This window comes from Hymenobacter sp. IS2118 (genome assembly GCF_000715495.1).
GTDB lineage: Bacteria > Bacteroidota > Bacteroidia > Cytophagales > Hymenobacteraceae > Hymenobacter.
In genome coordinates this window covers 1-23,148 of the sequence record NZ_JNLX01000148.1, presented here as the reverse complement: position 1 = coordinate 23,148, position 23,148 = coordinate 1, and the positions used below count along the sequence as shown (strand labels likewise).

Genomic DNA, 23,148 nt, shown 5'->3' with positions numbered 1-23,148 from the left:
GCCCGTGAACGATATAAACACCAAAGTAACGATGGCCGGCTGGCTGCTACGGCGTCTGCTGCCACTTCTGGCGCTGGGGGCCGCGGCCAGTGGCACGGCCCAGGGCCAAACTGATTCCGTGGGGCGGGCCGTGGCGCGCCAGTTGGCCCGCTACGAGCAGCGTGGCCCGCAGGAAAAGCTATTTCTGCACCTCGACCGGCCGGTGTACCTGGCCGGCGAGCTCATGTGGTTTAAGGTATATGCCGTGGACGGCGGCCAGAACAAACCATTAGCCTTGAGCAGCGTGGCCTACGTAGAAGTGCTGAACCAGGCCAACCAGCCCGTGCTGCAAGGCAAAGTAGCCCTGGCCAACGCCGTGGGCCGGGGCTCGTTTTCGCTGCCGGGCGCACTGGCCTCGGGCCACTACACGGTGCGGGCCTACACCAGCTGGATGCAGAACTTCGGCCCCGAAACCTACTTCCACACCTCGGTGACGGTGGTGAACACCTTCGCCGCGTCGGCCGCGGCCGTGCGCAAGGACTCAGCGGCGCACGACGCGCAGTTTTTCCCCGAGGGCGGCCACCTGGTGAAAGGCCTGCGCAGCACGGTCGCGTTCAAAGTCACGGATCGCAACGGGCGCGGGATGGCGGCGCGGGGCAGGGTGCTCAACGGCCGGGGCCAGGAGGTGGCCGCGTTTCAAACGCTGCGCCTGGGCATGGGCCGGTTCAGCTTCACGCCGGCTTCGGAGCAGGAAACATACACCGCTGTGCTCACACTGGCCACCAAGCAGGTGCTGACCCGCCGGCTGCCCCGCGTGCAGGAGCAGGGCTATGTGCTGCACCTCGAAGCCAGCAGCCCCACCCAGCTCACGCTCACGGTGAATGCCACGCGCACACAGCCGGAGACTGTTTTTGTATTGGGCCACGCCCGGAAAAAAGTGGCGGTAGCCAACTCCATTCAACTGGTGAATGGACAGGCCGTGCTGGTGGTCAATAAAAGCCAGCTGCCGGAGGGAGTCACTCACTTCACGCTCTTCGACGCCGGACAAAAGCCGCTGTGCGAGCGGTTGTATTTCCGGCCGCCCACGAGCACGCTGGCCCTCACGGCCCGCGCCGATAAAGCCCACTACGCGCCGCGCGAGCAGGTACACATAGAGGCCGCCCTGGCCGCACCCACGCCCCGGCTGGCCGCCAGCCTGTCGATGGCCGTGTACCGGCTGGATTCGCTCAACGCCACGCCGGCCCTCGCCATTGACCGCTACCTGGGGCTGACCTCCGACCTGAAAGGCAACGTGGAAAACCCCGACTACTACTTCATGGCCACCGGCCCGGAAGCCGAGGCGGCCACCGACAACCTGATGCTGACCCAGGGCTGGAGCCGTTTTCGCTGGGAAGACGTGCTGCGGCCGGCCTTCAAACCCTTCGAGCACCTGCCCGAACCCAACGGCCCGCTTATTCGGGGCCGGATTTCGCAGGCCGGCACCAACCTGCCGCAGCCGAATATCATGACCTACCTATCGTCGCCGAGCCGCATTATTCAGCTGAATAATTCTCAGAGCAATGCCCAGGGCCAGGTGCAGTTCGAGATGAACGACTTCGTGGGGCCACAGGAAATTGTGGTTCAGACCGACCCGCAGCAGGACAGCACCTGCCGAATCACCATCACCGACCCGTTTTCGGCCCAATACGCGAGCAGGCGGCTGCCGGGGTTCGGCATCAATACCCGCTTCGAAACCGATTATGCCAAACGCCACCTTCAGAACCAGGTGCAGAACGTGTATGCCGGCAAGTACCGCAACCACTACCGACGCCTGCCCGCCGACAGTCTGGCCTTCTACGGCAAGCCCGACCAGACGTATCTGCTCGACAAGTACACCCGCTTTAAGGTGCTGGAAGAAGTGCTGCGCGAGTATGTGCCCGGTGTGGTGGTGCGCATTCGCAAGGACGGCTTCCATTTCCTCGTGGCCGACAATGTGAACCAGACGCTACAGGACCGGAACCCCATGGTGCTACTGGATGGCGTGCCGGTGTTCGATATCAATAAGATTATGGCCATGCCGCCGATAAAAATCCAGAAGCTGGACGTCATCACCAGCCGGTACTTTCAGGGGCTGGCCGTGTACGATGGCATTGTGAGCTTCACCACCTACAAAGGCGACCTGGAAGGCTTTCAGCTCGACCCGCGGGTGTTGGTGCAGCGCTACGAGGGCGTGCAGCAGCAGCGCGAATTTTACGCGCCGCGCTACGACACGCCCCAGGCCGCCCAGAGCCGCCTGCCCGACCTGCGCAACCTATTGTACTGGAACCCGGATATTCAACTGACTGGAGCCGTCCCGCGGCAGCTGGACTTCTTTACCGGCGACCAGGCCGGCCGCTACCTCGTGGTGCTGCAAGGGCTGGCGACCAACGGGTTGGCGGGCAGCACCAGTTTTGTGCTGGAGGTGAAGCCGGCGTTGTAGTTTCCTAACGCGGCATGTGGATGGTCCTGATGACGCTTTCTGCCGTTGTCAGGACCTTTTTTTGTACTGTCGGTTTTGAGTTTAGCCGTGCGGTGAGTGGGTTTCGTACCTTCGCCCCTATGTCCGACACCACCGCCGCTCCCGCCAAAAAGCTCTTCCTGCTCGACGCCTTTGCCCTGATTTACCGCTCGCACTTCGCGTTCAGCAAAAACCCGCGCATCAACTCCAAGGGCATGAACACCGGGGCCGTGCTGGGCTTCACCAACACGCTGGTGGAGGTGCTGCAGAAGGAGAAGCCTACGCACATCGGCGTGTGCTTCGATGGGCCGAAAAAGACCTTCCGGCACGAGCAGTTCCCGGAGTACAAAGCGCAGCGGCAGGCCATGCCCGAGGACATCGGCATCGCCCTGCCCTACATCAAGAAAATCATCGCAGGCTTCCACATTCCCATTCTGATGATGGACGGCTTCGAGGCCGACGACGTGATTGGGACGCTGGCGCAGAAGGCGGAAAAGGAAGGCTTCGAGGTGTTTATGATGACGCCCGACAAGGACTACTGCCAGCTGGTGACGGAGAACATCAAAATCTACCGCCCCGCTTTTATGGGCAACGCGGCCGAGATTCTGGACGTGGCCCACGTGCTGGCCCGCTTCGAGATTGAGCGCGTGGAGCAGGTGATTGACATTCTGGGCCTTCAGGGCGACGCCTCGGACAACATTCCCGGCATTCCCGGCATCGGCGAGAAAACGGCCAAAACGCTTATTCAGAAGTACGGCTCGGTGGAAAACCTGCTGGCCAATACCGACCAGCTCAAGGGCAAGCAGCAGGAAAACGTGCGCAACTTTGCCGAGCAGGGCCTGATGAGCAAGGAGCTGGCCACCATCCATGTGAACGTGCCGCTGGATTTTGAAGCCGACAAGCTGGTGCTGGACGCGCCCGACGAAGCCACCCTGCGCGAGCTGTTTGAGGAGCTGGAGTTCCGGCAGCTGGCGGCCCGCGTGCTGAGCGGCGGCGGCCCCCAGCGCACCCCGGCTGGCGTGGCCGCGCCCGGCAGCAAGCCCGTGCGCCGGCCCAAGTTGGTGGGCGGCGACCAAGCTTCGCTCTTCGGCGACGGGGCCGTGGCCAGCGGCGCCGAGGAAGGCGAAACGGGCCACCACGGCGCGCCCGCCGGCCCGCGCAAGCGCCTGGAAGACGTGCCCTACCAGTACCATATGATGGACACGCCGGCGCTGCGCCAGTCGCTGCTGGGCTTCCTGCTGCAGCAGGCCGAAGTGAGCTTCGACACCGAAACCACGGGCCTGGACATTATGACGGCGCGGCTGGTGGGGCTCAGCTTCTGCTGGCTGCCGGGCGAGGCCTACTATGTGCCCGTGCCCACCGAAGACCCGGCTGCCGTGCAGGCCATTGTGGAGGAGTTCGGCCCGTTTTTCGAGGCCGCGCACATCCTCAAAATCGGCCAGAACATCAAGTACGACCTCACCATTCTGCGGCACTACGGCGTGGAGGTGAGCGGGCAGCTTTTTGATACGATGCTGGCCCACTACCTCATCGAGCCCGACATGCGCCACAACATGGACGTGCTGGCCGAAACCTATCTGCACTACTCGCCGGTGTCCATCACCGAGCTCATCGGCCCCAAAGGCAAGAAGCAGAAAACCATGGCCGACATTCCGCCGGCCGAGGTGAAGGACTACGCCTGCGAAGACGCCGACGTGACCCTGCAGCTCAAGCACGTGTTTGAGCCCATGCTGCAGGAGCTGGGCTTGCTGGGCTTGCTCAATGACGTGGAAAACCCGCTGGTGCCCGTGCTCAGCAGCATTGAGTACGAGGGCGTGCGGATTGATTCCGAGGCCATGACCGAGTACTCGGCCGAGCTGCAGGGCTACATCACGGAGCTGGAAACGCAGATTTTCCGCGAGGCCGGGCAGGAGTTCAACATCGGCTCGCCGAAGCAGCTGGGCGAGGTGCTGTTCGATAAGATGGACATCGGCAAGGGCAAAATCAAGAAAACCAAAACCGGCCAGTACGCCACCGGCGAGGAAATCCTGAGCCAGCTCGCCACCGACAACCCCATTGCCGCCCTCATCCTGGAGTACCGCCAGCTCACCAAGCTGCGCAGCACCTACGTGGAGGCCCTGCCCCAGCTGGTGAGCGTGACCGACGGCCGCGTGCACACCAGCTTCAACCAGGCCGTGACCGCCACCGGCCGCCTGAGCAGCACCAACCCCAACCTGCAGAACATCCCCATCCGCACGGAAAAGGGCCGCGAAATCCGCAAGGCTTTCGTGCCGCGCGACGACCAGCACGTGCTGCTGGCCGCCGACTACTCGCAGGTGGAGCTGCGCATCATGGCCGACTTCTCGGGCGACGCCACCATGATTGAAGCCTTCCGCCTGGGCCAAGACATCCACAACAGCACCGCCAGCAAGGTCTTCAAAGTGCCGCTCGACCAAGTGGACGCCGAGATGCGCCGCAAGGCCAAAACCGTCAATTTTGGCATTATCTACGGCATTTCGGCCTTCGGGCTGGCCCAGCGCATCGGTATCAGCCGCAAGGAAGCCACGGAGATTATCGACACCTATTTCCAGGAATTTCCGAGCGTGAAGCAGTTCATGGACGAGAGCATCAACCGGGCCCGCGAGCAGGAATACGCCGAGACGCTGCTCAAGCGCCGCCGCTACCTGCGCGACATCAACTCGCGCAACGCCACGCTGCGCGGCTACACCGAGCGCAACGCCATCAACGCCCCCATCCAGGGCACGGCCGCCGACATCATCAAAATGGCCATGATTAACATCTACCACTGGCTGCGCGAGGAGAAGCTCCAGACCCGCATGATTCTGCAGGTGCACGACGAACTCGTCTTCGACGCCGTGCAGGAGGAAGTGGCCCACATCACCCCCAAAATCAAGGAACTGATGACCACGGCGCTGCTGCTGCCCCGCGGCGTGCCCCTGGAAGTGGAAGTGGGCACCGGCAAGAACTGGCTGCAGGCGCACTAACTGATGGACTGCAAGCACAGAACGTCATGCTGAGCATGACGGCCTTTTGGCTGCGGTTACTCTTGCTTCTCCCCTTAAAAACCAAAAGAGCCCGAAACGTCAAACGTTCCGGGCTCTTTTTCTTGATTAAGCAGCCTACTTCTTCTGGGTCACCTTGGTCTTGCCCGAAACCTTGTCTTTCACTTCGGTTTCGTTTTTTTTCTCGTCACGCTTGGTAGCGGGGTCGGTATGCTTCGGGGTATTGGGAGTGTTGGTGGAATTAGACATGACTGGGAATGTGATTGATGGAAAGATGCTGTGTTCTACGGCTGATTTGGCAGAACAGCTAACTCAGAAGCGCGAAGAGTCCAACTAATTTGGTGAATGGTGCCACGTTGGCGGTGGCCCGTCGGGCATCAGCCTGTAACTTGGCCCCCCATGAAACAGCTTGTACTCCTGGCCGCTGCGGCCCTGCTCGGCAGCCCTCACGCCCACGCCCAGGCGCCTGCCGAAACCCTGCTGCTGCGCGAGCCGGCCCTGAGCCGCGACCGACTGGCCTTCAGCTACGCCGGCGACATTTGGGTGGCGAACCGCGACGGCTCCAACCCCCAGCGCCTCACCGTGGGGCCGGGCGTGGAAACCAGCCCGCACTTCTCGCCCGACGGTCAGTTCATTGCCTACACCGGCGACTACGACCGCAACGCCGACGTGTACGTGGTGCCCGTGAGCGGCGGGCAGCCGCGCCGCCTCACCTGGCACCCCTCGGCCGAAACCGTGCGCGACTGGACGCCCGACGGGCAGCGCATCCTGTTCAGCAGCTCGCAGGAGGCCTACGCGCGTGGCCTTCAGCTATTCACGGTGGCCGTGGGCGGCGGCCTGCCCACGCGCCTGCCCATGATTATGGGCGAGAAGGGCAGCTACTCGTCCGATGGTCAGACCTTGGCCCACACGCACATCACCAACGCCACCAACACCTGGAAGCACTACCGCGGCGGCCAGACCGGCCCCATCTGGCTCACCAACCTACAAACGCTGGCCACCGAGGAGATTCCGCACGAAAACGCCACCGACACCAGCCCGCGCTGGCTGGGTGGCAAGGTGTATTTCCTCAGCGACCGGGCCCGCACCAACAACGTGTTTGTGTACGACCCGGCCACCAAGAAAGTGGAGCAGCTGACCCGCCACGCCGACTACGATGTGAAGGCCCTGAACGGCTACGGCTCCGAGCTGGTGTACGAGCAAGCCGGGCGCCTGCATGTGCTGAACCCGGCCACTAGCAAAGCCAACGCTCTGGCTATCAGCATCAGCCCCGAAGTACTGGCCCTGCGCCCGCAGTACCGCCCGGTGAGCGGCATGGTGCGCACGGCGGCCATTTCGCCCACTGGCATGCGCGCCGTGGTGGAGGCCCGGGGCGACATTTTCACGGTACCAGCCAAAAAGGGTGAAAGCCGCAACCTGACCCACTCCGACACCTCGCACGAGCGCTACCCGGCGTGGTCGCCCGACGGCACGCGCATTGCCTACGTGTCCGATGCCGGGGGCGAGTACCAGCTGCGGGTGCAGGACCAGCGCGGCACCACGCCCCCCGAAACGTATTCGCTGGGGCCGGCCTCGTTCTACTTCTACCCGCTGTGGTCACCCGACAGCCGGAAAATTGCCTACACCGACAAGAAGCTCAACCTCTGGTACCTGGACCTGGCCTCGAAGAAAACCACCCTAGTTGCCACCGACACCTACGGCCCGCTGCTGGGTGAGCCCGCCCTGGCTCCGGCCTGGTCGCCCGACGGGCAGTGGCTGGCCTACTCGCAGCAGATGCCCAACCACCTGCGCACGGTGTACGTGTACCACCTGCCCAGCGGGCGCCGCGCCGCCGTGAGCGACGGCCGCAGCGACGCCACCGCGCCCGCCTTCAGCCGCGACGGCAAGTACCTGTTCTTCGCCGCCAGCACCGACGTGGGCCTGCGCACCACCTGGCTCGACATGACGTCGTATGACCGCCAGAGCAAGAGCACGCTCTATGTGGCCGTGCTCAACCGGAAGGACGCCTCGCCCTTCGCCCCGCAGAGCGACGAGGAAAAGGACGCCGCAACCAAGCCCGACTCGGTGGTAATCGGCAAGGCGGTGGGCAACCGCGCCGCGCCCAAAGTGGCCCTCAAGGACCTCAAGCCGAAGAAGCCCGACGCCGTGAAGGTGGTGATTGACACGGCCGGGCTGGGCCAGCGCATTCTGGTGGTGCCCGGCTCAGCCGCAGGCGAGCTAAGCAGCGTGCGGGCGGCCGATGGCGACAAGCTGTTTTACCTGGAAGCCGTGCCCGCCGCCGCGCCGGCCGGCCCCACGGCCACGCCGGCCCAGCCCACCCAGCGCCTGCACCGCTTCGACATGAAGGAGCGCAAGGACGAGGTATTCATGGCCGAGTTGAACGACTACGCCCTGAGTGCCGACGGCAAAAAGGTGCTCTACATGGCCCCCAACAACGCCTACGGCATTGTGGAAGCTGCCGGCAAGCCCACCGCCACGGATGGCAAGCTCGCCCTCACGGGCCTTGACGCCTACATCGACCCGCGCCACGAGTGGGCCCAGATGTTTGATGAAGTGTGGCGCCTAGAGCGCGACTACTTCTACGACGCCGATATGCACGGCCTGGACTGGGCCGCGACCAAGAAGAAGTACGCCACCTTCCTGCCCCACGTGGCGCACCGCGCCGACCTCAACTACCTGTTTGCCGAAATGATGGGCGAGATGGTGGTGGGCCACAATTACGTGAGCGGCGGCGACATGCCCGCCCTCACGGCCGGTCCAGTGGGCCTGCTCGGGGCCGACTACGAGGTGGCCAATGACCACTACCGCTTCCGGCGGGTGTTCAACGGCGAGAGCTTCAACCCCGGCCTGCGGGCGCCCCTCACCGGCCCCGGCGTGGGCGTGGCGGCCGGCGACTACCTGCTTGCCGTGAACAACCGCCCCCTGCGCGGCACCGACAACGTGTACAGCTTTTTCGAGAACACCGTGGGCAAGCAAATAACCCTCTTGGTGAACGACAAGCCCACCACCAAAGGCGCCCGCGAGGTGACGGTGGTGCCCGTGGCCAGCGAAGCCACCCTGCGCCGCATTGCCTGGGTAGAAGATAACCGCCGCAAGGTGGACGCCCTCACCGGTGGCCGCGTGGCCTACGTGTACCTGCCCAACACCGGCGCCGAAGGCTACGAATTCTTCAACCGCTACTACTTCAGTCAGCTGGACAAGGAGGCCATCATTATCGACGAGCGGTTTAATGGCGGCGGCTTCGTGGCCGATTACATCATCGACCTGCTCAACCGGCCGCTGCTCAGCTACTGGGCCCCGCGCGAGGGCAAGGCCTTTACCTCGCCGGGCGCGTCCATCTACGGGCCCAAGGTGATGCTGGTGAACGAGTACGCCGGCTCGGGCGGCGACGCGCTGCCGGCCTTTTTCCGGCGGCGCGGGCTGGGCACCGTGGTGGGCAAGCGCACCTGGGGCGGCCTGGTGGGCATTTCGGGCTACCCGCCGCTACTCGACGGCGGCTCCGTCACCTCGCCCAGCTTCGCCATCTACAGCCCCGACGGCAAGTGGGAAATCGAAAACGAAGGCGTAGCCCCCGACATCGAAGTGGACATTCTGCCCAACGCCACCCAGAACGGCGCCGACCCCCAGCTGGCCAAAGCCGTGGAAGTCATCATGGCCGACCTGAAAAAGCAGTCGTTCAAACCCCTGCCCATTCCCACGCAGCGCCCCTTGCGCGGCCGGGAGTAGCGGGGCAGTTGCGCCCGCGACAGCAACAGCAACAGCAAAAGTGGAAACACCGGTCATGCTGAGCGCAGCCGAAGCATCTCTACCACAGCAAGTAAACAGATTGCTTGTGCGGTAGAGATGCTTCGGCTGCGCTCAGCATGACCGGTATTTTTGTTGGACTTATGAATTTTACGTGATACACTCCCGCCATCTATCTCCCGTATAGCCTGCTTCAACAACCTCCCCTAGGAAACCATGCCGCAACACTCCCACACAACTACCCTGCAAAACGTAACCTGTGGCCTGCTGGGCACCTTTATGGTGGTGGCCGGCACGGGGCACCTCACCTTTGCGCGACAGGATTTCCAGGCGCAGGTGCCCGACTTCATACCCTTGAATAAAGACGCCGTGGTGCTGGCTTCGGGCGTGGTGGAAATTGGACTGGGCTTGGCGCTGCTGCTGCTCAAGGGCAAGAACCGAGGGCGCATGGGCCTTGGGCTGGCGGCGTTCTACGCGGCAGTGTTTCCGGGCAATATTCACCAATACACGCACCACCTTTCCGCTTTCGGGCTCAATACCGATGCCAAACGGCTGGCCCGGCTGTTTTTCCAGCCCGTGCTGATGGGGGCGGCCCTGTACGGCACCGGGGCATTGCAAACGTTGAAGAAGCGGAAATAGCGCCTGGCACTCGATGGACAGAACCAATCAAAAAGCCCTGCTGGCGGAGCTAACCAGCTTGCTTACCAAGGGCAACGCCCACGCCACCTTCGAAGAAGCCATAGACGGCCTCACGCCCAAAACCTGGAACCAGCGCGTGCCCGATGTGCCCTACACCATCTGGCAGCTGGTCGAACACCTGCGCATTGCGCAGTGGGACATTGTAGAGTTTTCCATCGATGCCGAACACGAATCGCCGGAATTTCCGGAGGGATACTGGCCAGCCCCCAACGCCACCGCCGATGAAGAGCAGTGGCAGGCGGCCCTGGACCACATTCGGCAGCAGCGGCAGCGGTTTCTGCACCTGCTGCACGCGCCGGGCACCGACCTGCTGGCCCCCATTCCACACGGCACCGGCCAAACCATTCTGCGCGAAGCCCTGCTCATTGCCGACCACAACGCCTACCACATCGGCGAAATCGTGCTGCTGCGGCGCCTGCTGAAGGACTGGTAGCAGGTTGCGGTCAGGCTGGTGCTTTGGGGTTGGCGCCGTCCCTAGAGAAGTTTCTCGCAAAGCAGCACGTAGCCATTGGTGACACTTACGCGGTTGGTGTCGGTCCCGGCCCCGCCCTGCGTGGGGTTGAAGCTGACTACCCGGTACCCGCTACGGACCACAAAGTTGATGATGGAAGCGGACGAAGCGGGCAAGGGAATCTTGGCAAATTTCTGGTTCAATTCCTTCTGGCTCAAGCCACCGATTGTTTCCCCATCGGTATCAAATGCAGCCCCTAGAAATGGGGTTCCCAATAAGTTTCCCCACCAATTGATGGTTACGAGCACCATTTTAGGGGCTGGCGCAATGGGAGCTGGCGCCGTTTGCCCGGCAGCCGCGCTTCCCCAAAACAGGCGGCAGGCAACCAATGAGGCAATCACAATAAGTTTCATGGCAGAGTTCTTAAGTTATTGAAATCACGAACCACTAGTTACGAAAAGTGGCCCATTTCTGCCCGAAAGGTTAAGCAGAATCAGGCCGCTTTTTTTGACTGACAGCCGCTTCTCGCGTTAACGCTCACCCAAATAGTCCGTCATCGAGTCATCCGCAAGCGGATTTCAATGAGAGGGCGACAACCTGCAAAGCAGAAAATGCCAAAGCCGGGCGCTTAAGCAGCCCCAGCAACCGGCCGAAGAAGCTTAAGCGCCCGGCGGCTTTCGGAGGATAACTCCAAAAGAGCAGTAGGGGCACTTTCCTAGGCGCAATGATGCGGACCTGCACGACTGCCGACCACTCAATAGTCCCACAGTTTTTCGCCTTTGCCAAAGCACAGCCGCCGTCATATGCGGCGGCGCAGCCACTGGTCAATAACGAAAAAAAGTTAGTCATGCATAACATTTTTTCTTTGATATGCGGATATATCCTTTGAAATTGCCGGCCTGTTAGGGGACTTTTATTGCGACATTTTTAATGAGCTGGCCGCTTATTGAATTTTTTCTCAAAATAAGCAACCCTGAACGACCATTCTTTCATTCCAATCCAAATCCCACCCATGACCAAAACCCTACTGTTTTGCGGCCTCGCGCTGGCTGCCGCCACCTCTGTTCAGGCGCAGGCCCTGCCCGACCGCTACCGCAGCAACATCACCAGCAGCGTGACCACGACGACCGGCGTGGCCTTCAGCACCAACATTCCGCAGGTGAGCACCAGCAACGTGCTCGGTTTTAAGCTCGCCAATGAGCAGACCTACGGGAACGTGCGCGCGACCCTGCGCATGGACATCTACCAGCCCCAGGGCGATACGCTTTCCAAGCGGCCGGTCATCATTTTTTGCTTTGGTGGGGGCTTTGTGAACGGCAGCCGCACCGACGCCGACATGGTGGCCCTGGCCCGCTCCTTTGCCCAGCGCGGCTTCGTGACGGCCAGCATCGACTACCGCCTGGGCATGAACCTGACGGACCCCGAAAAGGCCAAGCGCGCCGTGTACCGCGCCCTGCAGGACGGCCGCTCGGCAGTGCGCTTCTTCCGCAACAACGCCCGCACCTACCGCGTCGACCCCAACCAGGTGTTCATCTCGGGCCACAGCGCCGGCGCCTTCATCGCCTGCAACAACGCCTACGTGGACCGCGAAGCCGAGCGGCCCGCCGCTACTTACGCCGTGAACGGTCTGGCTGACCTGGGCGCACTCGATGCCATCGGCGACAACCGCACCAACGCCCAGGGCCAGGCCGTGAGTGGCAAGGCCAACGCCGTACTCAGCTTCGCCGGGGCCGTGGTCGACCCCAACCACATCGAAGGACCCAACGACGTGCCCGTGGCCTTGTTCCACAGCATCAACGACCCCGTGGTGCTCTACAACACTGGCAAGCCGTTCGCGTTTCTCGACATCGTGCCCGGCTTCAACCTGCCCGTGGTCTACGGCAGCAACCCCATCAACACCCGCGCCAACGCCGTGAATGCGCCGCACCTGTTCTACTCCTACTCGCTCCGCGGGCACGACGTCCACTACAGTCGGCTCACCTTTCCGAAGTTCATCTATTCCGACATTGCGCCCCGCGGCAGCGACTTTTTCTACAACTACCGCCTCAAGCCTGCCACGGCCACCATTAGCGGGCCGGCCACGGTGTGCAGCGGCGCCCTCACCAAAACCTACAGCGTGGGCAGCAGCTTCGGCTACTGCGACTGGCAGGCCACCGGCGGCACCATCGTGGCCCGCAACGCGGCCACCAACAGCGTGACCGTGGCCTGGAGTGGCTCCACTACCACCCGTCGCCTCACGGCCACGCCCTACAGCCGCCAGCTGGCCAAGGGCCTGCCCGTGAGCCTGACCGTGAGCCTGGGCAGCTGCCCAACCCTGAGCCGACTGGCTGATAACTCGCTGGCCGAGGCCACCAAGACCCCGGCAACCCGTGCCTTCGGGGCCTACCCCAACCCCACCACCGGCCAGCTGCACCTGCAGCTGGATAGTGAGCTGGAAGGCGCCGTTTCCATTCGCCTGCTCGATAAATTCGGGGCCGTGCGTGCCCGCGCCGAGCTAACCGACGCCGCCGCCACGTCCGAACAGTCGCTCGACCTCTCTGCGTTACCCGCCGGCGTGTACTACGTGCAGGTGACCACCGCCCAGCAAGTGCTGACGCGGCGCGTCGTAAAAGAATAGCACGGCTTCAGCCAGCCGTAAATAGAATAAGGTAGTCTGCTGCCTACAGATTATTTAGTGCTTACAACAAGGCCGATGCTCACCGCATCGGCCTTGTTTGTTTTTCGGCTCCTCCAACATCACCCATCTACGCCCACCGTACGCCGGATACCCAGTTTTTTCATGCGGGCTTCCAGGGTTTTAGGGTTGATGTCGAGCAACAGGGCCGCGCCTTGCGGGCCGCTCACGCGGCCGCCCGTGCGCTCCAGCGCCGCCAGAATGTGGGCCCGTTCCTGCTCCTTTAGCGTTTTGATGGGCCCGGCATCGGCTGGGGCGCTCTTGTGCGGGGCCAGCGGGGAGGCGGCGAAGCCCGCGAACTCCAGAAATTGGCCCTGGCTCACAATAATGGACTGTTCGAGCACGTGCTCCAGCTCCCGGATGTTGCCGGGCCAGGTGTAGGCTTGCAGCGCGGCCAGGTCGGCGGGGCGCACCTGGCGGGCGGGCTTGCCCAGGCGCTTGCTCAGGCGCTGCACGAAGTGGCGCAGCAGCGGTTCCACATCTTCGCGGCGTTCGCGCAGAGGCGCCAGCGCAATGGGAAATACGTTGAGGCGGTAGTACAAATCGGCCCGGAAGCGGCCGGCAGCCACTTCGTCAGCCAGCACGCGGTTGGTAGCCGCAATCACGCGAGCGGTTGAGTGCAGCACTTTGGTACCGCCCACGCGCTCAAATTCCCGCTCTTGCAGCACGCGCAGCAGCTTGGCCTGCAGGTCGAGGGGCAGCTCACCAATTTCATCGAGGAAAATACTGCCGCCGTCGGCTAGCTCAAACTTGCCGATGCGGCGCTCCACGGCGCCCGTAAACGCTCCTTTTTCGTGCCCAAACAGCTCGCTTTCGATGAGCTGGGCAGGCAGAGCGGCGCAGTTGAGCTTGATGAGGGCGCGGGCGTGCCGGGGCGAGGCGTTGTGCAGCTCGCGGGCCACCAGCTCCTTGCCGGTGCCGGTTTCGCCCGAAATCAGTACCGTGGTGTCGGTGGCGGCCACCTGCCGGATGCGCAGCAGCGTTTGCTGCAGGGCCGGCCCGTTGCCCACGAAGGCACCCGAATCGGCCCCGAAGCGGGCGGAGGCGTTGATTTCGTCCACCAGATAAGTGCGCTCCTGCTCTACCTGCGATTTTAGCGCCTCAATCTGTTCGAAGGCGAAGAGGTTTTCCAGGGCCAGCGCAATCTGGGGCACCAGGGCCAGCACGGTGGCCAGGTCTTCGGGGCGGAAGTTGGTGGCGTTGGGCGAGGCGAGGATGAGCATGGCCGCGCCGTCGGGCCGCTGCCAGACGGGCGCGATGAGCAGCGCCCGCGTGCCGTGGTCTTCGTACACGCGGCGCATGAGTGGGTAACGGCGGGCCAGGTCCAGAAAATCGTCGCCGGCGTAAACGGCGGGCACTTGCAGCAAATCGTTCATTTGCTGGTACATGGCGGCGGTATCGAGCTGGTTGAGGCCCTGCTGGCGCTGGGGGTCGAGGGCCAGCAGGGGCGCATCAGGGCCTGCGTCCAGCCGCGAAAACTCGGCGAAGCCCTCGAAACCTTCTTGCCGGCCCGCCCGCTGCACCCGAATACCGAAATATCCAAATGGTACCACCTGGTTCAGGCCCTCGGCTACGGCCCGGAACAGAGGCTCGCGCTGCTTGATGCTGAGCAGGGCGTTGGTGATGTTGAGCTGCAGGGTGCGCTCCTGCTCGCGGCGGGCCATTTCCTCAAACGCCAGGGTGTTGGCCACGGCTACCGCGATGAGCGAGCCAATTCGTTCCAGCAGCTTCTGGTCGGCGGGGGTGAGGGGCGGCGTGCGGCGGGCGGCCAGCGTTAGGAAGCCCGTGAGGCGCCCCCCGATGCGCAGCGGCACGGCTGTGAGGTGCGTCAAGCCCAGTTGCTCGAACTTGTTGTAGAGTGGATAATCGGGGTAGTGGGCCAGGTACTCGCGGGCGGTGAACTGCTGCACCCGTGGGTTGGCCACCAGTTGTTCGAGGGGCGTGCCTGCTATGGGCATGAACTGGTCCAGACCGTCCGGCACAGGCGGCGCTTCTTCGGCCCCAAAATAGTCGCGCAAAAACAGCCGCTTGCGCTCCAGCGCCTCATCAAAGACGTTGATACCAATGAGGTCGAAGGGAAAAATAAGCCGCAGCTTGGTCGTCACTATTTTAAACAGCGAGTCCTTGTCGCGCACCGTGGCAATGGCTTCGTTGAGGTGCGAAAGCAGATTCTCGTCCTGTTCGGTCATGGGAGGCGGCACAACAGGCTGAATGTTTTTTCCTGAAATAGCAGGAGCAAATTTACAGCAATTCCTGCCATTTCAGGAATTCGTATTAGCGCTTCGACTCTACCCAAGAAACACTTAAGACATTAACTCACTTACCTAAATACAGTTAATTACATTACCTAAGCCTCTTAATCTGATTTTAATCCCTGGCACAGCTTTCGGTAAGGCAGTGGTGACTTACACTTGAAAATTGCCATGTCTTTCCGCTTTTCGCCCGTTGCCGTTGGGGCCGTTGCCGCCATTTTGCTGGGCAGCGGCACTACGCACGCTCAAGCCCTGTCCGGCGTCGATGTTCTGAGTGATTCCCTGACCTTGGACGGGACGCTGCGTTCGGTGCTCGATGCTAATCCGGCCGTGACTTCACTCGATGAAATTGCCAACGCCGCCAGCGGCCGCCTGGCCCAGAGCCGTACCGGCTTGTTCCCTCAGATTACCGGCACGGCTACTTATACGCGCATCGACCCGGTGGTGAAAATTCCGCTGGGCGCTGAGCCATTTCAGATAGCGCCGAACAACAACTACGACGCCCACATCACGGCGCAGTACCTGCTGCTGGACTTTGGCAAGAGCGACGCCACCGTGAAGCTGGCCGAGTCGCAGGTGCAAACCGCGCGCGACAACGTGAGTGTGACCAAGCGCGACCTGGCCTTCAACGCCGCGCAGGTGTACTACAACATCCTGTTTATGCGCGAAAGCATTCGGGTGCAGGACGCCCAGATTGCCTCGCTGCAGGCCCACCGCGACGAAATGCAGAAGCGCGTGGAAGGCGGCGTGAGCACGCGCTTCGACGTGACGACCACCGACGTACGCATTACGCAGGCCCAAAACACCCGCATTGATTTGCAGAACCAACTTCGCAACCAGCAGGTGCAGCTGGCGCGGCTGCTACACAAGCCCACCCCGGCCGACGTGCCCGTGAAGGGCCGGCTCACCTTCGAGCCACAGGCCGTGGACGTGAACGCCGAAATGGCCAAAGCTCTGGAAAACCGGCCCGAAATCAAGCTGGCCCGCGACGCCGAAACCACTGCCACGCTTCAGCAGCGCCTTGTGGAGCGCAGCAATATGCCCAGCCTGGGCGTGGGCGCGCAGGTGGGCGCCAAAAATGGCTACCTGCCCAACCTCACGCAAATTCGCCCCAACACGGTGGGCGTGGTGCAGCTCTCGGTGCCGATTTACGACGGCAACAAGAATAAAAACCAGCGGGTAGAAGCCCTGGCCAACGCCCGCAGCGCCGTGGCCCGCACCCAGGACACGCAGGAGCAAATCCGGGCCGACGTGCGCCAGGCGGCCAACAACCTGGAGTTCAGCCAGGCCCGCTACGCCAACGCCGAGCAGCAGATTATGCAGGCCACCGATGCCCTCACCCGCGCCCAGGGCCGCTACCGCTACGGCGTGGGCCAGAACCTGGACGTGCTTGACGCCGAAACCCAGCTGGCCCAGGCCCGCCTGGCCCGCGCCCAGGCCATCTACAACTACACCCTGGGCCAGTTTCAACTCAAGCGCGCCACCGGCGAGGTCATTTGGAAGTAGGTTTTTAGGGTAGGTTTTTAGGGTAAGAGGGTGTGGGGGTAGGAAGGTAGGAGTTGGTTTTGCGGTTCGAACTATCACAAGGCACTAAACTCTCCAGACACCATCACCCAAAAAACTCCTACCCTCCACCCCCACACCCTTTTACCCAAAAAATCCACCACCAAAAAAACTCCTACCCTCCTACCCCCCCACCCTCCTACCCTAAAAATTTCCCCTAGAAATGACCATCCTTTGTCCGCTTGATTTCTCGGCCGCGTCGGCGGAGGTGGTGACGGTGGCGGCGGCGCTGGCCGTGGCTACCGGCGCCGAGCTGCGGCTGCTGCACGTGTGCGAGCCTCAGGAGGCGCCGGACAATCCCCGGCCGGGCGAGGCAGCACCGAGCGACCGGGTGGCTTGCGCGGAGCGGCTGAACGGCCTGCGCACGGTAGCGGAGCAGGCGGGTGCCGGGCGCGTTCAAATCGGCATTGTGCGGGGCGAGGCCGCGGCCGAGATAGTAGCCGAGGCCAGCCGCCAACAAGCCGACCTCATTGTTATCGGGGCGCACGGCTGCACGGGCATCACCCGTTTCCTAATGGGCACCACCGCCGAAATCGTGCTGCGCACCGCTGCCTGCGCCACCCTGCTGGTGCGGCCCCCCCTGCAACCCGAAACTGACGCAATCCCGAGAACAAAGGCTGCCTGACCAGCTCCTCTCTCGCTGCTGACTTCCCTTATTATTTAAAAAACGCCCCTGTACCTTACCAAGATGGCCCAGCCTGAAAATTCTCCCGCCCTACCCCACGCTCCCGCCCCCTACCCCCACGCGGCCTCGCCGGAGGCCGGCACCCCGATGGAGGAGCCCAAGCGGCGCAGCCCGCTCCTGTTCATCATTTTGGCGGTGGTGCTGCTGGCCGGCGGCTACTACGGCTGGACGCGCTACCAGTTTGCCGTGGCCCACGAAAGCACCGACGACGCCCAGGTGGAAGGCGACGTGTATCCCGTGCTGCCCCGCGTGGGCGGCCCAGTGCTTGAAGTGAAAGTGGAGGACAACCAGCCCGTGAAAAAAGGCGACGTGCTGGCCACCCTCGACCCGGCCGACTACCAGCAGCGCGTGAATGCCACCGAAGCCGCCCTAGCCGCCGCCCTGGCCCAGGTAACGGCCGCCCGCGCCGCTGTGGGCACGGCCCAGGCCGGCGTGCGCACAGCGCAGTCCACCATCGGCGTGAGCGAAGCCAACCAGGACAAGCTCCGCAAAGACCTCAAGCGCAGCACGTTCCTACGCGAGCAGGATATTATTCCGCAGAGTGAGTATGATGCCGTGCAGGCCAACCTGCGCGCCACCAACGCCCAGCGCGCCACCGCCACCGACCAGGTGAGCGTGGCCCGCCAGCAGGTGGTGGCGGCCGAGCAGCAGGTAGCCGTGGCCCAGGCCGTGGTGAAGCAGCGCCAGGCCGACCTCGACAATGCCAAGCTTCAGCTGAGCTACACCACGCTGGTGGCGCCCACCAACGGCTTCGTGAGCCGCAAAAACGTGCAGCCCGGCCAGGTAGTGGCGCCCGGCCAGCAGCTCATGGGCCTGGTGGGCAGCGAGCGGGTGTGGGTGGTAGCCAACTTCAAAGAGACGCAGCTGGAAGACATGAAAGTGGGCCAGCCCGTGAAGCTGGAAGTGGACGCCTACCCCAACGAAGAATTCCAGGGCCACATCGAGTCGCTCTCGGCCGCTACCGGCGCCCGCTTCGCCCTGCTGCCGCCCGACAATGCCAGCGGCAACTTCGTGAAAGTAACCCAGCGCATCCCCGTCAAAATTGCCCTCGACAAAACCGACCCGCAGCACCCCCTGCGCGCTGGCATGAGCGTGAACGCCATCGTGGCGGTAAAATAGGGTTTGGGGTAGGATTTATTGGGGTGAGTTGACACGTTTTGGCTGGCCAGCCGTGCACCCCACCCCCTAGCCCCCTCCCCTCCGGGAGAGGGGGGACTATCACTAGACCTAAAATATTAGTAAACAAAGACTAAAATTAGTCCCCCCTCTCCCGGAGGGGAGGGGGCTAGGGGGTGGGGTGCACGCGTGGCCAGCCAAAACGTGTCAACTCGCCATTTCACCATCTCACCATTTCACCTCATGGAAACCGGATTTACCAAGTGGATTATCGTCGTGACGGTGGTGCTCTGCTGCTTGCTGGAGCTCATCGACACCAGCATTGTGAACGTGGCCCTGACCCAGATGATGGGCAACCTCTCGGCCACCCAGCAGGAAGTAACCTGGGTAATTGCCTCCTACGGCATCGCCAACGTAATTGTGATTCCGATGACCGGCTTTTTGGCCGAGCAGTTTGGGCGGCGCAACTACTACTTCGTGTCGGTGCTGGTTTTCACCATCGCCTCCATTGCATGCGGGCAAAGCACCAACATCTGGGAGCTGGTGGCCTTTCGCTTCATTCAGGGCATTGGGGGCGGCGCGCTCATGGCCACATCGCAGGCCATTCTTATTGATACGTTTCCGCCCCGGCAGCTGGCGCTGGGCCAAGCCTTGTTCGGCATGGGCATCATCATCGGGCCCACTATCGGGCCCTCGCTGGGCGGCTACATCGTGGACAGCAACCTAGGTTGGCCCTGGATTTTTTACGTGAACGTGCCCGTGGGCATTCTGGCGGCCATTTTTACCATGCTCTTCATTCGCGACCCGGAGCGCATCAAAAACGCCGTACCGCGGCCCTTACGCGACATTGACTGGGCGGGCATCGGCTTGCTGGTGCTGGGCGTGGGCTCGTTGCAGCTGGTACTGGAGCAGGGCGAAAGCGAGGACTGGTTCGATAGCGCCTACATCAACACGTTTGTTTTCTTTTCCGTGGTCGGCATCATCGGCTTCATTTGGCGCGAGCTTACGGCCCGGCAGCCCATCGTGGACCTGCGCGTGCTGGGCAAGAGCCGCAACCTGGCAGTGGGCGCGTTTTTGTCCTTCATTCTGGGCTTCGGGCTGTTCTCATCGGTGTTCGTGTTCCCCATATTCACGCAGCGGATTCTGGGCTTCACGGCCGCCCAAACGGGCCTCATTCTGCTGCCCGGTGCCCTGGCTTCGGGCTTCATGATGCCCGTGATTGGCAAGTCCCTGCAAGCCGGCGTGCCCCAGAAATACATGATTCCGGTGGGCTTCACGCTCTTCTTCGTGTTCACCTTCTGGATGTCCACGCGCATCTCGCCCACGGCGGGCGAAAGCGACTTCTTCTGGCCTCTGATGGTGCGCGGGCTGGCGCTGGGCCTGATATTCCTGCCCATCACCACCATGTCGTTGGCCGGCTTGCAGGGCAAAGACGCCGGCCAGGCCGCCGGCCTCACCGGCATGATTCGCCAGCTCGGCGGCTCGTTCGGCGTGGCCATCGTGGGTACGTATCTGGAGCGCAGCCTCATGCAAAACCGCAACGCCCAGTCGGTGCACCTCTCCCTCTACGACCCCGAAACCGTGCAGCGCGTGCGGGCTTTCACCCAGAATTTCATGGCCAAAGGCTTCTCCTTCGAGCAAGCCCAGCAGCAAGCCTACGCCGCCCTCAACGGCATTCTGATGAAGCAGGTATCCATCATCACCTACGCGCAGGTGTTCTCGGCGCTCGGCCTCTTCTTCATCGCCTGCCTGCCGCTGGTATTCCTCATCAAACGTGCGAAAGTCACCGGCAAAATCAGCCTCGACGCCCATTAACCTGAAGGCGGCGTACCGTTAAAAAGCCCAACCCAGATTGAAACCCGAGGAGATTTTCAGCGCCGAGCCGTTGGGCATATTTTCGAGGAAGGCGCCGTTCTCGTCGTAGCTTTTGGTTTGAATATCGCGGTAGCCCAGGCCCGTAAATGCCTCGGCCGCCAAGTGCCGCCACACTATTCGCTGGTAGCCGAAGAGCAGGTTGTAGTTACGGTTGGTCGTTTTCAGGATGCGCGTCACGTCAAAATCCTTGAGCGAGATGTTGTACTCGGCCTGCGCATAGGAAAAATGCGGGGCCAAGTACAAGCCCTGCAGCCCGCGCCGCTGTTGGCTCAGGTAGTAGCGGTACTGGAACTGGTAGCGGTGGCCGGTGGTGCGGATGCGCGTTTCGGTCCAGACGATGGCCGGGTGCCCAGCCGCCGTAAACGCCGTGCTGATGGCCGAGCTAAGCGCCACGCTGCCCAGGAAGCTAAACGGGTAATTGGTACCCAGGTAGGAGTAACTGCCCATCAAGCTGCCGCGCTCGCCAATGGCCCGCTCGTAGCCCAGGCGCGACTCCACCGTGAACGGCAGCTGCCCGTGAACGAACGCCAGTGGTGCAATCTTGATGATGTTTTTCGGCGCCTCAGTCGGAGCTGACGACGTGGCTCCCTGCCCCACGGCCCCAAGCGCAGCCAGGCAGAAAACAGCGGCGCAACAGACGGTTTTTGTAATCATTGAAATCATAAGTGCAATAGAATAAGGGGATAAAGATACAATAGCAGCAAGGTTGCCTCGCGGCTGCTTTCGGCTGCGCATCCAAGCAATAAAAAAGGCCGTTGGGGATTCCAACGGCCTTTATATTCAACGTATTAGCACTTATTGGTACTGAATATATAGCGGCGACGGCTTGAGGGCAATTACTTCCTCGGGCGTCATGATGTGGTGGGGCTTGGGGCGGGCGTCGTACTCGTAGAACAGCTTGAAGCCGGTGTACTGCACGGGCTCGTTCACGATGTAGTGCTGGTAGGAGTCCTTTTTGAGGGTGGGGTCGCCGTGGCCGTCCATGTGCATCACAATCTGCACGCGGGGGTCTAGCTTGATGTTTTTGTAGTTAGACACCATTTTGCGCGTGAAGCGGTGCACGGTGAGTACCTTGGGCGGCAGCTTGTTTTCGCTCACGATGCGAGCCAGGAAGCTCACCGTGAAGTTGATGTCCTTGGCATCGAGGGTACCGATTTTCTGGTTGGGGCGCACGCCGGGCATGGTAGAGAGCGAGAACTCCGGGTCGATGCCCAGGTGCACGATGGGGTCTTTGAGGTAGGGCTCCAGCTTGGGCAGCTCGGCCGCGAGGGTGCTGTGGCCGGGCTGCACGTCCAGGAATATGATGCAGTTGTGCTCCTTGGCCCAGCTGATAACCTCTTCGATGGTGGCTTTGGAGTTCATCAGGCGCCACTTGCCGTCTTTGCCGGCCGTGCCCTGGGCCGTGATGGTGACGTTGTGCAGGGCAGCCTGCACGCCCCGGCTGGGGTCGGCGGGGCGCCACTCGGCCAGCACTTTCTCAAACTTGCGGAACATCTGCTCCTTGGGCTCGCGGCCCAATATGCCCATGCCCTTCGAGCGGATGTTGCCATAGAAGGCCACAATGCGCTTGCCCGGCAGAATGGCGCCCGGCAGCTGCCCGCTTTTCTTCATAATGGAATCGGCCAGCAGCGAGTCGCGGCGCATGACAATGGCCTGGAGCTGCGCCGAGTCGAGCACCACGGGCTTGGCGGCGGCTTCGGCGGCGGCACCGGTGGGCGTTTCACCCTCAGCGGGGCGGGTTTGGCAGGCGGGGAAAGCGAGCGTGGTGCCCAGGGCAGCCAACGCAAGGACGTGGGTTATTTTAAAATGCACGAGGGGAAAGGGTTGAGCGGTTCGGTGTAAAGGTACGGGCCGGAATGCCAGCGCGGAAGCCCGGCCCGTTGGTCGCTGCGGGTGCGCCAACCCACCGGCGCCAGGCCCAGGAAACAGTAGCCGGCCCCAGCCAGCGAACAGCTCAGCCCCAGAAAATTGACGCACGTCGGGTAGCAGCATCTTTCTACGGTCTAAATACCTTGTTTCATCGAATACGCTGCCACATGCCGCGTTCAGACCCCAACTTTTATGCTCTGTTTCGGATTTCAACTCCCCGGCCGAGTCTGAACCCATGCGTCTGATTATTTGTGCGTTACTAGTCCTTATTGTTGTCCTGACTGGAGCTACTGCTCCGGCCCACCGCCCCGTGGCCATTACCGAGCAGCAGCAGCTTGGCAAACTCCTGTTTTTTGAGCCCGGCCTTTCCGTGAACGGCAAGCGCAGCTGTTCCTCCTGCCACCGCCCCGAAAAGGCTTTTACCGACCATCGGGGCACTTCGCGGGCACTTCGCTTTGCCAGCAACCTCACCCGCAACTCGCCCACGTTGCTTAACGCGGCCGACCAAACCAGCTTTTTCCACGATGGCCGTGCCGCCAACCTCGCCGCCGTGGTGGAGAGCGTGCTCACCAGCCCCGACGAGATGGGCAGCAGCTACGCCCTGGCCACCGAGCGCCTGCAAGGCAGCGCCGAATACCGGCGGCTATTTCGGCGGGCGTTTGGCGCGCCCGCCGGGCCGGCCACCATCAACGCCGCGCTGGCCGCCTACCTGAGCAGCCTCACGGCCACGGCCAGCCCCTACGACCAAGCCCTGGCCGGCGGG

General features: G+C 62.5%; 17 protein-coding genes. 11 read left to right on the top strand and 6 right to left on the bottom strand.

What is annotated here, in order from left to right:
- Positions 1-4: 4 nt before the first annotated feature.
- Entirely contained in the window at positions 5-2,437 is a 2,433-nt protein-coding gene (locus GM79_RS14345) for a hypothetical protein (protein WP_051718917.1), read from the top strand.
- 119 nt (positions 2,438-2,556) lie between these two features.
- The gene (gene polA, locus GM79_RS14340) at positions 2,557-5,439 is read left to right on the top strand and encodes a DNA polymerase I (RefSeq protein ID WP_035565040.1); all 2,883 of its coding nucleotides are present in this window, start codon (positions 2,557-2,559) and stop codon (positions 5,437-5,439) included.
- Positions 5,440-5,574: 135 nt separating this feature from the next.
- Here polA and GM79_RS26265 read toward each other — a convergent pair whose 3' ends face one another.
- Positions 5,575-5,706 (bottom strand): hypothetical protein, encoded by a 132-nt coding sequence (locus tag GM79_RS26265; RefSeq protein ID WP_262489457.1) that lies wholly within the window; start codon positions 5,704-5,706, stop codon positions 5,575-5,577.
- Positions 5,707-5,856: 150 nt separating this feature from the next.
- On the opposite strand from GM79_RS26265, the gene GM79_RS14335 reads away from it, so the two are divergent.
- The 3 genes from GM79_RS14335 (at position 5,857) to GM79_RS14325 (ending at position 10,333) form a co-directional block, all read left to right on the top strand.
- On the top strand, positions 5,857-9,183 hold the full coding sequence (locus GM79_RS14335; protein ID WP_035565038.1) for a S41 family peptidase: 3,327 nt from the start codon (positions 5,857-5,859) through the stop codon (positions 9,181-9,183).
- Between the two features lie 234 nt (positions 9,184-9,417).
- Positions 9,418-9,840, top strand: a complete 423-nt coding sequence (locus tag GM79_RS14330) for a membrane protein (protein WP_035565037.1) — start codon at positions 9,418-9,420, stop codon at positions 9,838-9,840.
- 13 nt (positions 9,841-9,853) lie between these two features.
- Positions 9,854-10,333: a DinB family protein gene (locus GM79_RS14325; protein WP_035565034.1), complete on the top strand. Its 480-nt coding sequence runs from the start codon at positions 9,854-9,856 to the stop codon at positions 10,331-10,333.
- 41 nt (positions 10,334-10,374) lie between these two features.
- On the opposite strand, the gene GM79_RS14320 is transcribed toward GM79_RS14325, so the two are convergent.
- Positions 10,375-10,764 (bottom strand): hypothetical protein, encoded by a 390-nt coding sequence (locus tag GM79_RS14320; RefSeq protein ID WP_035565031.1) that lies wholly within the window; start codon positions 10,762-10,764, stop codon positions 10,375-10,377.
- 148 nt (positions 10,765-10,912) lie between these two features.
- Entirely contained in the window at positions 10,913-11,200 is a 288-nt protein-coding gene (locus GM79_RS14315) for a hypothetical protein (protein WP_152560004.1), read from the bottom strand.
- 163 nt (positions 11,201-11,363) lie between these two features.
- Between GM79_RS14315 and GM79_RS14310 the strand changes: the two genes are divergently transcribed.
- Positions 11,364-12,968 carry a carboxylesterase family protein gene (locus tag GM79_RS14310; protein ID WP_035565028.1) on the top strand — a complete coding sequence of 535 codons (1,605 nt, stop codon included), beginning with the start codon at positions 11,364-11,366 and terminating at the stop codon, positions 12,966-12,968.
- Between the two features lie 119 nt (positions 12,969-13,087).
- On the opposite strand, the gene GM79_RS14305 is transcribed toward GM79_RS14310, so the two are convergent.
- Positions 13,088-15,214 carry a sigma-54-dependent Fis family transcriptional regulator gene (locus GM79_RS14305; RefSeq protein ID WP_035565027.1) on the bottom strand — a complete coding sequence of 709 codons (2,127 nt, stop codon included), beginning with the start codon at positions 15,212-15,214 and terminating at the stop codon, positions 13,088-13,090.
- A 234-nt stretch (positions 15,215-15,448) separates the two neighbouring features.
- Between GM79_RS14305 and GM79_RS14300 the strand changes: the two genes are divergently transcribed.
- From GM79_RS14300 to GM79_RS14285, 4 genes are all read left to right on the top strand, one after another.
- Complete coding sequence (locus GM79_RS14300; protein ID WP_152560003.1) at positions 15,449-16,783, top strand: TolC family protein; 1,335 nt, start codon at positions 15,449-15,451, stop codon at positions 16,781-16,783.
- Positions 16,784-17,003: 220 nt separating this feature from the next.
- Positions 17,004-17,465: a universal stress protein gene (locus GM79_RS14295; protein WP_051718915.1), complete on the top strand. Its 462-nt coding sequence runs from the start codon at positions 17,004-17,006 to the stop codon at positions 17,463-17,465.
- A 63-nt stretch (positions 17,466-17,528) separates the two neighbouring features.
- Entirely contained in the window at positions 17,529-18,644 is a 1,116-nt protein-coding gene (locus tag GM79_RS14290) for an HlyD family secretion protein (protein WP_051718914.1), read from the top strand.
- Positions 18,645-18,884: 240 nt separating this feature from the next.
- Positions 18,885-20,456, top strand: coding sequence for a DHA2 family efflux MFS transporter permease subunit (locus tag GM79_RS14285; protein WP_035565025.1), 1,572 nt, complete (start codon positions 18,885-18,887; stop codon positions 20,454-20,456).
- Positions 20,457-20,474: 18 nt separating this feature from the next.
- On the opposite strand, the gene GM79_RS14280 is transcribed toward GM79_RS14285, so the two are convergent.
- A complete protein-coding gene (locus GM79_RS14280; RefSeq protein WP_161787184.1) occupies positions 20,475-21,170 on the bottom strand; it encodes a DUF3575 domain-containing protein in 696 nt (231 codons plus the stop codon).
- 141 nt (positions 21,171-21,311) lie between these two features.
- Positions 21,312-22,328, bottom strand: coding sequence for a hypothetical protein (locus tag GM79_RS14275; RefSeq protein ID WP_235184071.1), 1,017 nt, complete (start codon positions 22,326-22,328; stop codon positions 21,312-21,314).
- A gap of 292 nt (positions 22,329-22,620) precedes the next feature.
- On the opposite strand from GM79_RS14275, the gene GM79_RS14270 reads away from it, so the two are divergent.
- A partial coding sequence (locus tag GM79_RS14270; RefSeq protein WP_200875614.1) for a cytochrome-c peroxidase occupies positions 22,621-23,148 on the top strand: 528 nt, incomplete at its 3' end.

Bases quoted from the DNA above. Each gene is read 5' to 3' on its own strand.
- GM79_RS14315 (WP_152560004.1), bottom strand. From the start codon at position 11,200: ATGACTAACTTTTTTTCGTTATTGACCAGTGGCTGCGCCGCCGCATAT.
- GM79_RS14325 (WP_035565034.1), top strand. From the start codon at position 9,854: ATGGACAGAACCAATCAAAAAGCCCTGCTGGCGGAGCTAACCAGCTTG.
- polA (WP_035565040.1), top strand. From the start codon at position 2,557: ATGTCCGACACCACCGCCGCTCCCGCCAAAAAGCTCTTCCTGCTCGAC.
- GM79_RS14285 (WP_035565025.1), top strand. From the start codon at position 18,885: ATGGAAACCGGATTTACCAAGTGGATTATCGTCGTGACGGTGGTGCTC.
- GM79_RS14300 (WP_152560003.1), top strand. From the start codon at position 15,449: ATGTCTTTCCGCTTTTCGCCCGTTGCCGTTGGGGCCGTTGCCGCCATT.
- GM79_RS14305 (WP_035565027.1), bottom strand. From the start codon at position 15,214: ATGACCGAACAGGACGAGAATCTGCTTTCGCACCTCAACGAAGCCATT.
- GM79_RS14310 (WP_035565028.1), top strand. From the start codon at position 11,364: ATGACCAAAACCCTACTGTTTTGCGGCCTCGCGCTGGCTGCCGCCACC.
- GM79_RS14290 (WP_051718914.1), top strand. From the start codon at position 17,529: ATGGCCCAGCCTGAAAATTCTCCCGCCCTACCCCACGCTCCCGCCCCC.
- GM79_RS14280 (WP_161787184.1), bottom strand. From the start codon at position 21,170: ATGATTACAAAAACCGTCTGTTGCGCCGCTGTTTTCTGCCTGGCTGCG.
- GM79_RS14330 (WP_035565037.1), top strand. From the start codon at position 9,418: ATGCCGCAACACTCCCACACAACTACCCTGCAAAACGTAACCTGTGGC.
- GM79_RS14335 (WP_035565038.1), top strand. From the start codon at position 5,857: ATGAAACAGCTTGTACTCCTGGCCGCTGCGGCCCTGCTCGGCAGCCCT.
- GM79_RS14295 (WP_051718915.1), top strand. From the start codon at position 17,004: ATGACCATCCTTTGTCCGCTTGATTTCTCGGCCGCGTCGGCGGAGGTG.
- GM79_RS26265 (WP_262489457.1), bottom strand. From the start codon at position 5,706: ATGTCTAATTCCACCAACACTCCCAATACCCCGAAGCATACCGACCCC.
- GM79_RS14320 (WP_035565031.1), bottom strand. From the start codon at position 10,764: ATGAAACTTATTGTGATTGCCTCATTGGTTGCCTGCCGCCTGTTTTGG.